Here is a 15310-nt window from a genome sequence, read left to right as displayed (position 1 = left end):
AATTAGTATAAAATTTTGTTACTTGACTTTTTTATTGTAAACTGATTACGATTATAGTAAATATGATTTTTTAGGGGGTTTTTTAATGATTGGTACTGAAATTGGAATAAGAGCTATTCTAGGATTATTATTTATAGCTTATGGGCTTATAGTTTCCGGAATAGAGAAGTACAAAGGACTTCCTTTCTTTTATTCTAAAGACCAGATAAATGGATCTATAAATGGTTTTATATGCTTATCTGTAGGGGTACTATTATTATGGACTAATCCAAAACAAGGTATGCTTTGTGCTATTATTGCTATTGCTTTATACGCTATAGTAAAGTTTTCAGTCGGCAAAGTAGTTGAAAATAAAATAAAAAAACAAGAAAAAAATAATAAAAATATGTAAAATCAATCTGATAAATTATAACTAATAAGGGTTCATTATTATATTCAAAATACACCAAAGCTTTTAGCTTGTATTTTAATATAATAATGAACCCTTTTATACTAATTTCATTTTAATATTCAGCGTAATACACTATAGAAATACTATATTGTATCTATGGAGCTTAAACAGTTTTATTCTTTCTTTTTTGGTTTAGGTATCCAATTAATGTTATAACTGATAATATAAGCATAAAACATACTGATAATAATTTTTTCATAATCATGTCCCCCATACTTTTCTGTTATTTTACAAACATTGTGTTTTTACAATTCAAATATACCATTTTTGTATATATATATCAATCTATTTTCGGAACCTTCCAAATTTTCACACCAATTATTACTGTTAATATTCAATTTATTTTCACCCACGCATATAATAAAATAACTACCATTTAAATTATCTCTAATGAGGATGTGTTAAATATGTTTACCAAATTAGTAGGTCTAAGATTGGTTATAGGTATATGTTTCATAGGTTATGGCCTTTTATTATCTGCACTTGAAAAATATGATGGATTACCTACTTTTAATATTAAAATCAAAGCAAATGGATTTATCTTTATGGTAGTTGGAGTATTAATATGTTCTACTAGCTTTATAAACTTTATAATCTCAACCATAGCTTCAATAGCACTACTGCTTATTGAAACTTATCTTATAAATAAAAAATTGTAACATAAGTAAGGAGTATTAATATGTTTTAGCTACATTTCAAGCATCTTTTCAGCTTGTGTAGCAAAACATATTAATACTCCCTTATCCCTATAACCCTATTAACATATTCATAAGTTTATTGTTTCTACTTATAAATTCATCTAATTCCTTAGCGTCTAATTCTTTATTTGCAAGCAATGCAACATCTACAATTTGATTACATATTAACTCTATTTGATCTTTTTTACTTTCATCGTCTTTTAAAGATACTAACTTTTTAATTATAGGACTATTGTCATTTATAACTAAAGTTTTTTCTTCTTCAAAACTCATTCCTAGATCCATTCCTGCAAATTGTGATTTCATTTCAGCCATTCTTCTAGATTGTTCAGATACTAATATTATAGCTGTAGTATCCTCGCTCTTTAAGCTTTCTACAGAATAATCTTTTACTTTATCTTTAACATATTCTTTGAATAAATTTTCTATTTCTGTTTTATTTTCTTTGTTTTCCTCTTCATTTTTGTCTTTTAATACATCTGATAAATCTGCATCTATTCTATTAAATGTAACTCCTTGGTTTTTAAATTCTATAAAAGATATAAAGTGATTATCTATACTAGAGTCTAGTATAACTGCATCTAAATCATAATCTTTAAATAACTTAATATATTGTGATTGCTGTTCTTCATCACTTACATAGAATACTTTATTTTCATGTTTTTCCTTACATTTTTCTAAGTAATCATTAAGTGTAATATAGTTTGAATTTATATCTTTAAATAATAAAATATCTTTTATCTTATCATAGAATCCTTCGTCTTTTAAGCATCCAAACTTAATAAATACTTGTATATCATCCCAGAATTTTTCAAAGTTGTCTCTTTCATTTTTATAAAGTGATTTTAGTTTATCTGCAACTTTTTTAATTATATGCTTAGATATTTTACTTACATCTTTATCATTTTGTAAGAAACTTCTAGATACATTTAATGGTAAGTCTGGGCAATCTATTACACCTTTCAGTAATAATAAGAACTCCGGTATAACTTCTTTTATGTTATCTGCAACGAAAACTTGGTTATTATATAATTTAACTTTACCTTCTATAAGTTCAAATTCATTTTTTAATTTAGGGAAATATAATATTCCTTTTAAATTAAATGGATAATCTACGTTTAGATGTATCCAGAATAATGGTTCATCAAAGGTATTAAACACTTTTCTATAAAACTCTTTATATTCTTCATCTGTACAATCTTTTGGAGATTTTAACCATAAAGGATAAGTATCATTTAATGGTTTTATTTCATTTTCACTATTTTCATCTTTTTCTTTAGAGCTATCTTTAACATCTAAATAAATATTTACAGGTAAGAATGAACAATATTTATCTATTATACTTCTTACTGTGTACTCTTCTAAAAACTCTTTGCTATCATCAGCTAAAAATAAAGTTATAGTAGTACCTCTTGATTTTCTATCTTCACTTGCTGAAAGTTCATATTCTGTTTGACCTTCACTTACCCATTTTACAGCTTGAGCACCTTCTTTATATGATAAAGTATCTATTTGAACTTTGCTAGATACCATAAATGCTGAATAAAACCCTAATCCAAAGTGTCCAATAATATCATTTTCTTCGCTCATTTTATCTTTATATTTATTTACAAAGTCTTCAGCTCCTGAAAATGCAACTTGATTTATATATTTTTCAACCTCTTCTTCAGTCATCCCGATTCCATTGTCTTCAAATATAAGAGTTGAATTATCTTTGTCTATTGTTACATTAATTTTATAATCTTGCTCTTGTTTATTTTCTATTTCCCCTAGTGATACTAATTTTTTATATTTATTTATTGCATCACAACCATTACTTATAAGTTCTCTTACAAATATATCCTTATCAGAATATAACCACTTTTTTATTATAGGAAATATGTTTTCTGTATGTATTGATATGTTTCCTTTTTTATTTTCCATATTTATCTCCTCCTTAAATTTATCTTTATTAAATAAAATTGGGATAAAGTAAATCCCCCTACATTTATTATTTTATCATCTTTGTTAGCACTGTCAATACTAGAGTGCTAATTTTTTTAAAATAGATTACAAATCAAAAAAATGTTGTTAAAATGATACTATAAACAAAATTAAAGGGGTGATCAATATGGAGTTTGAACACAAGGATGACATTAGAAATACGATAATAATAGAAGCATCTAAGCTTTTTATTCAACAGGGGTATACAAAAACAACAATAAGGCAAATAGCACAAGTCTGTAATTTAGGTAGAGGTCATTTATATTATTATTTCAAGAAAAAAGAAGATATTGTTTTATATCTTTATAAAAATTTGATCGAAAGAATTTATTTTCATACAAAGAGATCAAATAGTGAGTCTATAGATCCTCTGCTTAGTTATGCTATAACCCAATATATATACATAAAGACTATAGCAACTAATAAATCTTTATTTAGAGTTTACATAGAAGCATCTGAAATAGACTCAGTGAGAAAGGAATATCTTAAAACTCTAGGTGAAATATTAAAAGCTAATCTAAGAGAGTTAAATTTTGATTTTAAAGAAAAGGACATAAGTCTAAGCATTGTAATTGGTTCAGCTGGTGAAGATGAACTTTTGCGTAGATTTTATAAAAATGATATCAACTTAACACTAGATGAAATTATTGAAAGTACAATAAAAACTAGGCTTTTACTATTAAATATAAGCCAAGAAAAAGTAATTCAAATTATTTTAGACACTAAAGATTCAACTAATAACATAGAAATTAATGAAATAATAAAAAACATAAATATACTTGACATATAGGTTGTACTACTCATACAATCTATTTTGTAAACAAATTTGGGCATGCCTAAATATTTTAGAGGGGGGTAAACTTTAGATGAGGGGATTGTCAAAACAAATAGCTAAAAAAAGTAAGTTAATTTTAGTAATAGCTATACTATTATTAGTTCCATCAGCAATTGGCTTTTTAAACACAGACATAAACTATGATATCTTAAGTTATTTACCAGATAATTTATCGACAACTCAGGCAGAAAAAATTCTTAAAGACGAGTTTGATTGCGGATCTTTGGCTATGTTAATAGTTGAAAACATGGAAGATAAAGATGTAGCTAAGCTCAAAGAAAAATTAACTAAAGTTGAAGGTGTAAAAGATGTTTTGTGGGTTGATGATGTTGTAGATTTATCAGTACCTAGAGAACTTCTACCAAAAGATGTAACAGACTTATTGTATACCGAAAATTCAACTCTCATGGTTATTAAATTAGAAGAAGGTTCTGCAGCTCTTAAAACATTAAATGCTGTAGAAGAAATAAGAAAAGTTACAGGAAAGCAAGCATTTCTAAGTGGTATGGCAAGTATCATAAAAGACACTAAAGACATTTCAGATAAAGAAACTCCACTATATGTAGTAGTTGCTGTAATACTTACATTAATAGTTTTAAGTTTTACAATGGATTCATATGTTACTCCATTTATATTTTTACTTAGTATAGGATTTGCTATAATCTATAACTTCGGTAGTAATATAATATTTGGTGAAATTTCTTATTTAACCAAGGCACTAAGTGCTGTATTACAACTGGGAGTTACCATGGACTACTCCATATTCTTACTTCACAGGTATGATGAAGAAAGATCCAGATATGATAGTCATATAGATGCAATGGCAATAGCTATTTCAAATACCACAACAGCAGTATTTGGTAGTTCCTTAACTACAATAGCAGGATTTTTAGCTCTTTGTGCAATGGATTTAGCCCTTGGAATGGATATGGGCTTAGTTATGGCAAAAGGGGTTTTACTAGGAGTTATATGTACAGTTACTATACTTCCTGCTCTTATACTAATCTTTGATAAGCAAATTCATAAATACAAACACAAACCAATTTTACCTACATTTAAAAAATCATCAAAAATAGTTGTTAAACATTACAAATTATTAGTAGTTTTATTTTTATTGATGTTTATACCATCTGTAATAGGTTCATCAAATGCAAAAGTTTATTACAACCTAGACGAATCTTTACCTGATGATTTACCATCTATAGTTTCTACAAACAAATTAAAAGATGACTACAAAATGAATAGTACAAATATAATTTTGGTTAAAGATTCACTTGATTCTTATAAAGTTGACCAAATGATTAAAGAAATTGAGAATTTAGATGGAATAAATTCAGTTGTTGCACTTGAAAAAGTAATAGGTCCTGCAATAGTTGAAGATATACTTCCAAATGATTTAATAAGTTCAGTTAAGTCTGGTGGATACGAACAACTCATAGTAAATTCAGAGTATCGAGCTGCAACAGATGAAGCTGGTGTTCAAATAGATAAACTAAATAACATAGTTCATAAGTATGACAGAGATGGTCTAGTTGGAGGAGAAGCACCTTTAACTGATGACCTTATAAAAATTGCTGACACAGATTTTAAGAAAGTAAGTTTAGTATCTATAATAGCTATATTTGTAATTATAGCAATAGTATTTAAATCACTTTCTCTACCTATTTTATTAGTTTTAGCCATTGAGTCAGCTATATTTATAAACCTTGGAATACCTTACTATACAGGTACTGTAGAACCTTTTATCGCATCAATAGTAATAGGTACTATTCAACTGGGTGCAACCGTTGACTATGCAATACTTTTAACTTCTAGGTTTAAAGAAGAATTGGCTGTAAATGATAATAAGTTTGAAGCTATGACAGCTTCAATACAAAGTAGTGCAAGATCAATAGTAACAAGTGCTTTATCATTCTTCTCCGCTACAATAGGTGTTGGACTTATTTCTAAACTAGAAATGATAAGTGCATTATGTTCACTTATGGCAAGAGGAGCTATCATAAGTATGTTTATAATCATTTTTATGCTTCCTGCAATTTTATTAGTTTGCCATAAATTTATAATAAAAACTAGTAAAGGGTTTGTTACTCCACAACCTAAAAATTTAAACAAGGGGGATATATAAGGATGAAAAGAATTAATTTACCAAAGGCTTCAATAGCTACTTTAACTACACTTATGATATTTTTAAATACTGGGATTTGCTTTGCAGATGTAAAAAAAGAAGAAACTGTATATGCCATATTAAATAATAATGGTAGCGTTGAAAAAACTATTGTTTCTACTTGGATAAACAGCGATGAAAAACTTGGAAAATTTACTGATTCTAGTAATCTTAAAAATATAAAAAATGTAAAAGGTGATGAAAAACCTGTAATAAATGATGATTCAGTTGAGTGGAATGTCAATAAAGAGGATTTATACTACCAAGGAGAGAGTTCTAAAAAACTCCCTATTGATGTAGATATTCAATATGAATTAAATGGCAAAAAAGTTAGTGCTAAAGAAATTGATGGAAAATCAGGTAAATTTAAAATAACTATAGATCTTAAAAATAATGAAAAGAAAATCCGTAAAGTAAATGGTAAAAATAGAGATATGTATGTACCATTTTTAACAGCTACTGAAGTTTTATTTGAAAGAGATAATTTTAAAAATATAAAAATAAATAGTGGAGAACTTCTAGATGATGGTAAAAAATCTAGTGTAACATTTGCATCTTTCCCTGGTTTAAAAGAAAGCTTAGACTTAAGTAAAGATATAGAAGATTATTTAGAATTAGAAGACACACTAGTTATTGAAGGAAATGCTAATAAATTTAAAATGCCTAATATAATGGTCATGGCAACTCCAAAAATTCCAGAACTTAAAGGAATTGATAAAAACTCTACGTTAGATGATTTATCTAAATCTTTAAATGATTTAAGAAAAGGCGGAGATGATTTATTAGATGGATCTAAAAAATTATTGGACGGAAACAATGAACTAAACACTAATTTTGCCAAATTTGATCAGGGTGTAAAATCTTTGGATAAAGGATCTAAGGATTTAAGTAGTGGTATAGATAAATTAAATCAATCAGCTCCATCTTTAGATAACGGTGCAAAAAGCGTAAGTAGTGGCCTTAGTCAGCTAAATGATTCTCAAGGTAAGTTTTCTAATGGTGTTGAATCTTTTGTAGGAAATACTAATAAGCTTTATGACGCTTACTCAGCTATTAACAATGGAATTAATAGTGCTAGTGACGGTGCTAATGCACTTAGTTCTGGACTTTCTAATGGAGCTTCTGGTGTAGATAGCTTAATAGCCTCTACAAATAATATAGACCAAGTTGCTGGAGGATTAAACAATATAGCTGGGTCTTTAGATGAATCTAATCCAGAAGTTGCTAATCAATTAAGAGGATTAGCAGGTTCTTTAAGTCAAGTTTCTGAAGGTCAAAGGGGTGGCCTAAATAGTTTAAAAGATGGAATGGGCAGTGCTGTAAGTGGGGCTAATAACTTAAGTGCTGGACTAGAAAACTTAAAATCTGGTTCAAATAGTTTTAGCTCTAATTTCAAATCTTTAATAGATGCCGGTTCAACTTTAAGTAGTAGTTCAAAACAATTATCAGCCGCTACTAATAAACTTGAAGATGGTAGTAAAAAGTTGGCTGCAGGAACTAGTGAGTTAAGCAAAGGTACTAACCAACTATCTCAAGGTAGTAAAAGCTTAGTTAGTGGTACTAAAACTTTAAATGATAATTCAAGCAAACTTTTAAAAGGAACAAATGACCTAGCAAAAGGATCTAATGAATTATATAAAGGTGTTAATAAATTAAAGAAAGATGGGCTAGATAAAATCTATCAAGAAGGAAATACTAAATTATCCGATATACAAGGTTTAGTAGATGTAAAAGATGAAATAGTTAAACTATCTAAAGATTATAATAACTTCTCTGGCCTTAATAAGGATATGGATGGAAAAGTTAAGTTTATAATGAAGATAAATGAATAACATAAAAAAAGAAGCTATTTTTATAGCTTCTTTTTTTACGCTTTATTTAAATATCTGATAGCTCCAAATTCACAATTTTGTTTGTCTCTATATAATTTGAAGGATCATATTCTGCTAAACTTTCATCTATTTTTATAGGAAGAATAATTCTAAACAAGGATCCCTCTCCTATTTTGCTTTCTATCTCTATCTTACCACCATGAATTTCTACTATTTCTTTGGATATACAAAGTCCAATTCCACTGCCTTCGTTTTTTCTAGTGTATAAATTTTCCACTTGGTAGAATCTTTGGAATATATAGTTTAACTTATTATCGGGTATTCCTACTCCATTATCTTTTACTTCTATAATAATGTCCTCTTCATCCTTATAAATTGATAAATCTACAACTCCATTTTCATTTGTAAATTTAATTGCATTTGATAAAAGATTTAATACTACCCTTTGTATTTGATAAACATCCACAGCAGTATTTATTTCTTCATATTTTGTATCAAATATCATACCTATATTTTTTATTTTGGCAAATTCAATACTTGATTCAAAAACATCCTCGATTACACTAACTATATTACAATTTTCTAAATTTAGACTAAGCATTCCGCACTCAGCTTTTGTCATGTCTATTATGTTATTTGATATTTTTAATAATCTGTATGAGTTTTGATTTATATTTTCTAGTTTATCTATAATATCTTCTTCTTCAATTTTCCCCTTAGATATATTGCATTCTAAAAGTTTAGTTGTGCCCAATATTATATTTATAGGTGTTCTTAACTCATGACTTAAATTAACTATGAAGTCAGACTTCAATTTTTCACGTTCCTTTGCTTTTTCTTCATCTTCTTGTTGCTTTTTAATATCTTTTCTATATCTTGAAGCTGCTTTAGCAACAAATACAATAGACATCAAAAATAATACAAGCAAAGTAAGTAATAAATGTTTCATCCATCTTGGAGCTAGTACCTCATATGGTCCTTTATTTATTAAATTTACACTTGTTCCTACATCAAAAGGATCTATATCATATTCATATATACTCTTATAATCAACATATGCCTTTGCACCTGGCTCTACCTCATTTTCAATCTTTTCAATAGGTATTCTATTTTTTATTTTAACTATCATATCACAAATAATCTTTGCTTGTTCTTGACCTATATCTACATGTCCTCCAAGAATACCTGAATATAAATAAGTCTGGTCATTTGAATATATAGGTTCACTACTATACTTTTTAATATCATCTATTAAATCCTTAGGTTCTACATATCCACTTGATTTTTTGCACTGAAATTCACCAGCTATAATGTTTATAGTATCTGGTTTATTATCTGACTTTTTTAATTTATCTATTAGATCTTCAGTATAGTTACTTTGTATGTAATTTATATCTATTTGATTGTTTAAATAAGTATCTATCAGTTTATTAATTTCGCTTTTCACAGATTCTCCATACTTAGACTTTTCAACTATTAAATTTATATTTTGAGTTTTTTGATTAAGTGAATATACCAAGTTCATTAAACTTAAACTATCGTCACCATGATATATCCCTGCCATATATTTTTTTTCTTCTTTGCTTATATCTAATTTCCCATCTACCCCACTAAATACTAAGGGAATTTTATAAAAACTGCTATTTTGATTTAAAACTTCTTTATTAAACACTTCAAAAGATTCATCATTTACAGTGTATATAGCATCTATACTTCCTCTTGGGTACTTTTCATTTAACATGTGTTTTAATGACTCTATGTATTCATCATTATAATTGTTTCTAAAATCTAGATACTCGATTTTAAAGTTTATACCCTCATCAGGATTTTTTTTAGAATAAGATTTGAGCCCATCCATTATAGCTGCTTCCCAGTGATGCCCTTGATTATATGAGTTTAATACCAAAACATTAAATCCTCTAGATTCTTTTTCATATGCGTCCACCCTATAATTAAACATTTGGAAAAAGATTATAAAAATAAATATGAATATAAAAATATATTTTTTCATTCCCCGTTTTTTTTTCATTAATAAAGTTCTCCCTGCCTTTACTTAAATGTACTTCATGTATAATAATTCTACATAGAGTCCCTTTTTACCTTCTGTTTTTCAAAATTTTTACATTTTTTAATTTATTCTATTTTTATCATAAAGTTAACTTAATACTACAAATGGTACACTTTAAATATTTTATTCATACATATAAATTAATAGATTATTTAGGGGGGATTTTTTTGTATAAAGGATTATTGACAATTAAAGTAACTGATGAAATTACAAACTTCCCAATTGAAGGAGTTTCTATAAATATATGTGCAATGCCTAAAGAAGGAAGCACTAAAAGTAAATACATTTATAAAAATCTAATTACCAATTCATCTGGGATGGTAAAAAAAGTATCATTAGATGCTCCAAATTTTATTTACTCTCAAGTTCCTAATTCTCCTAGGGCTTATAGTACTTATATACTCACAATATCTAAAGATGGTTATCAAAGCGTTGTAATACAAGGAGTTCAGATACTTCCTCTTGTAGAAGCAATTCAAAACATCTCACTTTCAAAAATATCTGCTTTTACTACTACAAATAAAAAAATTTATAAAATCGGCGACAACGTATTATACGGAAATTATCAACCTAAAATATTTGAAGATGATTTAAAACCGGTTCCATATGTTTTACCTAATGTTGTAGTTCCAGAATATATAATAGTTCATGATGGTATGCCAAGTGATAAAAATGCACCTAATTATTGGATTCCATTTAGAGATTATATTAAAAACGTTGCAAGTTCTGAGATATACGCTACATGGCCAACAGAAACAATATATGCAAATGTAGTAGCTATAGTTTCATTTACTTTAAATAGGGTCTATACTGAATGGTACAGAAATATGGGATATGATTTTACAATTACATCTACTACAGCCTATGACCATAAATTTATATACAATAGAAATATTTTTGATACTATAAGTGTTGTTGTTGATAATATATTTAATGTCTATATTCAAAGACCAAAAGGAAATCCTCAACCACTTTTAGCTCAATACTGTGATGGAATTCAAACTCAATGCCCTGGAAAAATGACTCAATGGGGAAGTAAGTACCTAGGAGATCAAGGTTATAAATTTGATGAAATTTTAAGATATTATTATGGCCAAGACATAGGACTTCAAGGTACAGATATGATAAAAGGAGTTCCTTCTTCATTCCCTGGATATACACTTACACTTTGGTCTACAGGCGAACCAGTTAAAACTATACAAAATCAATTAAACGCTATAGCCAATGCTTATCCTGCTTTACCTAAAGTTGATGCTGATGGTATTTACGGTCCAAAAACACAAGAAAGTGTGCGTAAATTCCAAGAAATATTTAGAATGACCCAAAGTGGAAACGTTGATTTTGCTACTTGGTATGCTATATCTAAAATTTACGTAGCAGTAACTAAAATAGCAGAGTTTGAAATATAAATTAAAATAATACAAAATAGAGAAGGGTACAATGTAAGTTTTAGCGACCTTTAAAGCATCTTTCCAGCTTTGGAAGCAAAACTTATATTGTATCCTTCACCTATATAGTATTTTGAATATTAGTTTCTAAATCTAATTTAATTTTGTGAAGCCCAATCAGCAGGATAAGTTACATATATAAATCTAGCATAATCCTTAACTGAGAATTGTATACTACTACCTTTTGGTATTAATATTAATTCTCCTGCAGATGCTGATACCGTTTTTCCATTTATTATAATATCTAATGTTCCTTCTATTACATAATCTACTTCATCATAATTTAATGTCCAATCAAATGTAGTTTCTTTCATCTCCATTATTCCACATCCTAATCTAGGACTTTCTTCTAATGTAAATAAATCTTTAGTATACACTACATCACTTGGATTCCCTGTATCTAATCTATTTGATTCATCAACTTTTACAGTTGGAAGTTTTATAGAAATCACTCCACTTTCATCCTTATCTCTTAAAAAGTCAACGCTGTTATCGCTACCATTTATCTTTTCTTGTATAATTTGTCTTACTAATTGTTCTAACATAGATTTATCTAGATTCTTGATATCCATCTTAAGCATTCTCCTTTTTTAACATTTTGTTTGCTAATGCCATAGCTAAAATAACTGCAGTAATTCCTCCTACTAACTTAGCAACTATCATAGGTGCTATCATGTCAGCATTAAATCCAGCAGTAAATCCTAAATGATCTCCAAATACAAATGCTGCAGATACCGCAAATGCTACATTTATGATTTTACCTCTATCATCCATATCTTTCATCATACCAAACATAGGTATACAGTTAGCTAAACTTGCTACTAATCCAGCTGCAGCTATATCATTCATGCCTAAAACTTTACCTAAAGCCATTAGTGGCTTATTGAAAACTTTAGTTATAACAAATACTAGTGGGAATGCTCCTGCTAAAACTATAGCTATATCTCCAACAATTTCTATTCCGTCACTAATAGGATTCATACCTGGTATTACAACAATTCCAGTTAAAGCTTCAACTATTGCAGCTGCAAGTCCTAAAGTTATTACTATAACAACCCCTTTACCAAAATAAGTAAACCCTTTTATCATTGCACTTTCAAACTTTAATAATCCTAAAGCTATTATTGCTGCAAATATTATTATAGGAATTAAGTTTCTAATTATCATCATTACATCAAATCCTGCAACTAATCCTCCTACAAATGCTCCTATAGGTATAGTTATTATACCTGCAAGAATTCCTGTAGCTAAGAATTTTTGGTCATTTTTATCAATTATTCCAAGTGCTACCGGTATTATAAATACTATAGTTGGCCCCATCATAGCTCCAACTATAAGTCCTCCAAACAATCCTGCATTTGGATCTTTTGCAAGTTCCATTGCTAGAGGCGCTCCCCCCATATCATTTGCTAGTATAGAACCTGCAAACATAGCTGGGTCAGCTCCTAACATATCAAAGATTGGAACTACTATAGGTCTTAATACATCTGCTAACACTGGAGCTAGACATATAACTCCTACCATTGCAACTGCAAGTGACCCCATAGCCACAATACCTTCTTCAAATTGTTCGCCTAAACCAAATTTATTGCCTATACACTTATCTATAGCACCCAATACCATAAATGCTACCATTAAATAGATTATAATTTCATTTATACTCATGGCTATCCTCTCCCTATTAAATGTTTTATTATTTTTTTATCTACATGAGGCATTACTAAAGATTGAATTACATCTTTGTCCTTCAACTCTTTTTTACCTTCATCTATTCCATAATTTACACTACTTAGACTTCCACTAACTATATATACAAGTTTTCCACCTATTGCAAATGACAATTGAAGTTTAATTATGGTTGTATCGCTACTTTTTAATGTTTTGTCTAATGCTTTTAATCCTGCACATACTTTACTAGTTTCCATAACCCCTATACAACTAACTTCAGTTATAGGTTCGTATTTGTTTTTTAATGCACTGATTATACTTTCATGTACTGAGTTTATAACAAAACTATCTACGACAAATCCTTGTGATATACTAAGCCCATGCTCAACAGCAGTATTAACTTCTCCTGTATCACCACTTATAATTATTATAAACTTTCCCGGACAAATGCTTTTTAAGTATAATATATCAACATAAGATTTTTTAACCATTTCATTAGATACTTCAATTCCCTTTGCAATACTTCTAAACTCTATAGAGCCTATGCTTTTATTCATCATGTACCTCTAATGAATCTACAACTCCAACTATAGTAGCATCAACTGGTATAGATCTATCTTCCAAAGATTCTCTAGCTCCAGATCCTCGTGTTACTAATACTAAATCTCCATTACCTGCTCCTGCATTATCAGCTGCAACTAAAAATCCATCACTATATGAATCTTTATCTTTTAAAAGTTTTAAAACTAATAATTTTTGTCCACATAATTTTTCATCTTTTCTTGTGGCCCAAACATTTCCAACTACTTTTCCAATCTCCATAAGAATATCTCCTTTACTCTTTATCTACTTTTAAGTTGTGTATTCTTATAAAATCATTAGCTAGTGGTGTTACTATACTTCTCTTCCCTAATAAAATCTTATCTATACCATTTATTTGAGGTTTTCTTAAATCAGATTCTGATATAAGTTTTTTACTTCTCAAATCAAGTGTATTCTCGTTTAAGTTTACAGCTATGGTCATTTCTTTATTCTCTTTTGTAGATTCCTCTTTGTAGATAACCTTAGCTTCATTTAATATGTTTTTAGGGTTATTTATAATTTCTACTCCATAGCTCTTAATTTCTTTTTCAAAGTTTAAATATTTGTTATATAAAGTCTTAGGTGCTGTTTGTTTGTACCTTTTATATTCAAGTCCATCTTCCATTACATAAACTTTTTTTCCGCTCATAATCATCTTTAATATAAAACGTTCTTCATCTGACACACTGTTTCCCATAGCTAAATTACAAAGACCTCTTAAACAAAGTCTTGATATTACTAAAACATCACAGTCTTTTATATCTTTGTTGTAATTTAAAACTTTAAATTTATCATTTAAGAATTTATATTTTTCTTCATCTCTTTCCCACATTAATACACACTTAGGAAGATTATTATTTACTTTTACATCTTGATTTTCAAGTTTTTTGTATATTTCATCTACTATAAATTCTATAAGCTTATCATAATCCATACATATCACCTACCTTATAGATTATCTTTTATTATTCTAGCTAAACATCCTTTGCTAAATCCACATGCATTGGCTTCATCATAATCAATATGCATATATGTCTCAAAGTTTTTGTTAACTCTTATAACAACATCATCAAATATTAATGGTCTTTTTCCAAATACCTTAACTTTTACAACTTCATTGTCAGAAACGTTGAACTTTTTTGCATCCTCTTCATTCATGTGTACATGTCTTTTTGCTACCATAAGCCCTTTTTCTAATTCAACACTATCTTTTTCTGTATATATTTTTATACCTAATGTTCCGTTTAAATCTCCACTTTGCTTTATAGGTGCTTTTAATCCTAATTGAGAACAATCAGTTAAAGACACTTCAACTTGAGTTTGTGCTCTTTCTGGCCCAAGTACTATAACATTTTTAAATTCGCCTTTAGGTCCACTTATACAAACTCTCTCTTTACAAGCATATTGACCTGGTTGAGACAAATCCTTTATCTTTGTAAGCTGATGACCTACTCCAAATAATTTATCTATGTCAGCTCTACTTAAATGAATATGTCTTCCGGATGCTTCAACTTCTATAAATGCTTCTTTTTTTACTCTTTTTACAACTTCATCTACGATATTCTCTAATGCTATATTCAT

General features: G+C 28.4%; 14 protein-coding genes. 6 read left to right on the top strand and 8 right to left on the bottom strand.

Going from position 1 to position 15310, the window contains the following annotated elements; all coding sequences use genetic code 11:
* The first annotated feature begins 85 nt into the window (after positions 1–85).
* Complete coding sequence (locus tag ACN6I1_RS04395; protein ID WP_419742857.1) at positions 86–391, top strand: hypothetical protein; 306 nt, start codon at positions 86–88, stop codon at positions 389–391.
* A gap of 467 nt (positions 392–858) precedes the next feature.
* Complete coding sequence (locus tag ACN6I1_RS04390; RefSeq protein WP_419742856.1) at positions 859–1110, top strand: hypothetical protein; 252 nt, start codon at positions 859–861, stop codon at positions 1108–1110.
* A gap of 87 nt (positions 1111–1197) precedes the next feature.
* Here the strand turns inward: ACN6I1_RS04390 and htpG are convergent, their stop codons facing one another.
* Positions 1198–3072 carry a molecular chaperone HtpG gene (htpG, locus tag ACN6I1_RS04385; RefSeq protein ID WP_419742855.1) on the bottom strand — a complete coding sequence of 625 codons (1875 nt, stop codon included), beginning with the start codon at positions 3070–3072 and terminating at the stop codon, positions 1198–1200.
* A 187-nt stretch (positions 3073–3259) separates the two neighbouring features.
* On the opposite strand from htpG, the gene ACN6I1_RS04380 reads away from it, so the two are divergent.
* The 3 genes from ACN6I1_RS04380 (at position 3260) to ACN6I1_RS04370 (ending at position 7963) form a co-directional block, all read left to right on the top strand.
* The gene (locus ACN6I1_RS04380) at positions 3260–3922 is read left to right on the top strand and encodes a TetR/AcrR family transcriptional regulator (RefSeq protein ID WP_419742854.1); all 663 of its coding nucleotides are present in this window, start codon (positions 3260–3262) and stop codon (positions 3920–3922) included.
* Between the two features lie 76 nt (positions 3923–3998).
* A complete protein-coding gene (locus ACN6I1_RS04375; protein WP_419742853.1) occupies positions 3999–6092 on the top strand; it encodes an efflux RND transporter permease subunit in 2094 nt (697 codons plus the stop codon).
* Between the two features lie 2 nt (positions 6093–6094).
* A complete protein-coding gene (locus ACN6I1_RS04370; RefSeq protein WP_419742852.1) occupies positions 6095–7963 on the top strand; it encodes a hypothetical protein in 1869 nt (622 codons plus the stop codon).
* A 46-nt stretch (positions 7964–8009) separates the two neighbouring features.
* Here the strand turns inward: ACN6I1_RS04370 and ACN6I1_RS04365 are convergent, their stop codons facing one another.
* On the bottom strand, positions 8010–9992 hold the full coding sequence (locus tag ACN6I1_RS04365; protein WP_419742851.1) for an ATP-binding protein: 1983 nt from the start codon (positions 9990–9992) through the stop codon (positions 8010–8012).
* Between the two features lie 206 nt (positions 9993–10198).
* Here ACN6I1_RS04365 and ACN6I1_RS04360 point away from each other — a divergent pair, with 206 nt between their 5' ends.
* Positions 10199–11440, top strand: a complete 1242-nt coding sequence (locus ACN6I1_RS04360; RefSeq protein ID WP_419742850.1) for a peptidoglycan-binding protein — start codon at positions 10199–10201, stop codon at positions 11438–11440.
* Positions 11441–11577: 137 nt separating this feature from the next.
* On the opposite strand, the gene ACN6I1_RS04355 is transcribed toward ACN6I1_RS04360, so the two are convergent.
* From ACN6I1_RS04355 to eutD, 6 genes are read right to left on the bottom strand one after another with little or no spacing between them, the layout of a single operon-like run.
* On the bottom strand, positions 11578–12051 hold the full coding sequence (locus ACN6I1_RS04355) for a cupin domain-containing protein (protein WP_419742849.1): 474 nt from the start codon (positions 12049–12051) through the stop codon (positions 11578–11580).
* A gap of 1 nt (position 12052) precedes the next feature.
* Positions 12053–13144, bottom strand: coding sequence for an ethanolamine utilization protein EutH (gene eutH, locus ACN6I1_RS04350; RefSeq protein ID WP_419742848.1), 1092 nt, complete (start codon positions 13142–13144; stop codon positions 12053–12055).
* Between the two features lie 2 nt (positions 13145–13146).
* Positions 13147–13704 (bottom strand): BMC domain-containing protein, encoded by a 558-nt coding sequence (locus tag ACN6I1_RS04345; RefSeq protein WP_419742847.1) that lies wholly within the window; start codon positions 13702–13704, stop codon positions 13147–13149.
* Positions 13697–13969: a EutN/CcmL family microcompartment protein gene (locus ACN6I1_RS04340; RefSeq protein ID WP_195946488.1), complete on the bottom strand. Its 273-nt coding sequence runs from the start codon at positions 13967–13969 to the stop codon at positions 13697–13699. The genes ACN6I1_RS04345 and ACN6I1_RS04340 overlap by 8 nt, the downstream gene beginning before the upstream one ends.
* 13 nt (positions 13970–13982) lie before the next feature.
* Positions 13983–14663, bottom strand: a complete 681-nt coding sequence (locus ACN6I1_RS04335; protein ID WP_419742846.1) for a TIGR02536 family ethanolamine utilization protein — start codon at positions 14661–14663, stop codon at positions 13983–13985.
* A 14-nt stretch (positions 14664–14677) separates the two neighbouring features.
* Positions 14678–15310, bottom strand: a complete 633-nt coding sequence (eutD, locus tag ACN6I1_RS04330) for an ethanolamine utilization phosphate acetyltransferase EutD (RefSeq protein ID WP_220797550.1) — start codon at positions 15308–15310, stop codon at positions 14678–14680.

This window comes from Paraclostridium dentum, assembly GCF_048568265.1.
GTDB lineage: Bacteria > Bacillota > Clostridia > Peptostreptococcales > Peptostreptococcaceae > Paraclostridium > Paraclostridium dentum.
Note: the sequence above shows the minus strand (reverse complement) of the source record. Positions and strands in the feature narration are given on the sequence as shown.

Excerpts from the sequence above, each read along its gene's own strand:
- ACN6I1_RS04395 (WP_419742857.1), top strand. The coding sequence starts at position 86 with ATGATTGGTACTGAAATTGGAATAAGAGCTATTCTAGGATTATTATTT.
- ACN6I1_RS04390 (WP_419742856.1), top strand. The coding sequence starts at position 859 with ATGTTTACCAAATTAGTAGGTCTAAGATTGGTTATAGGTATATGTTTC.
- htpG (WP_419742855.1), bottom strand. The coding sequence starts at position 3,072 with ATGGAAAATAAAAAAGGAAACATATCAATACATACAGAAAACATATTT.
- ACN6I1_RS04380 (WP_419742854.1), top strand. The coding sequence starts at position 3,260 with ATGGAGTTTGAACACAAGGATGACATTAGAAATACGATAATAATAGAA.
- ACN6I1_RS04375 (WP_419742853.1), top strand. The coding sequence starts at position 3,999 with ATGAGGGGATTGTCAAAACAAATAGCTAAAAAAAGTAAGTTAATTTTA.
- ACN6I1_RS04370 (WP_419742852.1), top strand. The coding sequence starts at position 6,095 with ATGAAAAGAATTAATTTACCAAAGGCTTCAATAGCTACTTTAACTACA.
- ACN6I1_RS04365 (WP_419742851.1), bottom strand. The coding sequence starts at position 9,992 with ATGAAAAAAAAACGGGGAATGAAAAAATATATTTTTATATTCATATTT.
- ACN6I1_RS04355 (WP_419742849.1), bottom strand. The coding sequence starts at position 12,051 with ATGGATATCAAGAATCTAGATAAATCTATGTTAGAACAATTAGTAAGA.
- eutH (WP_419742848.1), bottom strand. The coding sequence starts at position 13,144 with ATGAGTATAAATGAAATTATAATCTATTTAATGGTAGCATTTATGGTA.
- ACN6I1_RS04345 (WP_419742847.1), bottom strand. The coding sequence starts at position 13,704 with ATGAATAAAAGCATAGGCTCTATAGAGTTTAGAAGTATTGCAAAGGGA.
- ACN6I1_RS04340 (WP_195946488.1), bottom strand. The coding sequence starts at position 13,969 with ATGGAGATTGGAAAAGTAGTTGGAAATGTTTGGGCCACAAGAAAAGAT.
- ACN6I1_RS04335 (WP_419742846.1), bottom strand. The coding sequence starts at position 14,663 with ATGGATTATGATAAGCTTATAGAATTTATAGTAGATGAAATATACAAA.
- eutD (WP_220797550.1), bottom strand. The coding sequence starts at position 15,310 with ATGAATATAGCATTAGAGAATATCGTAGATGAAGTTGTAAAAAGAGTA.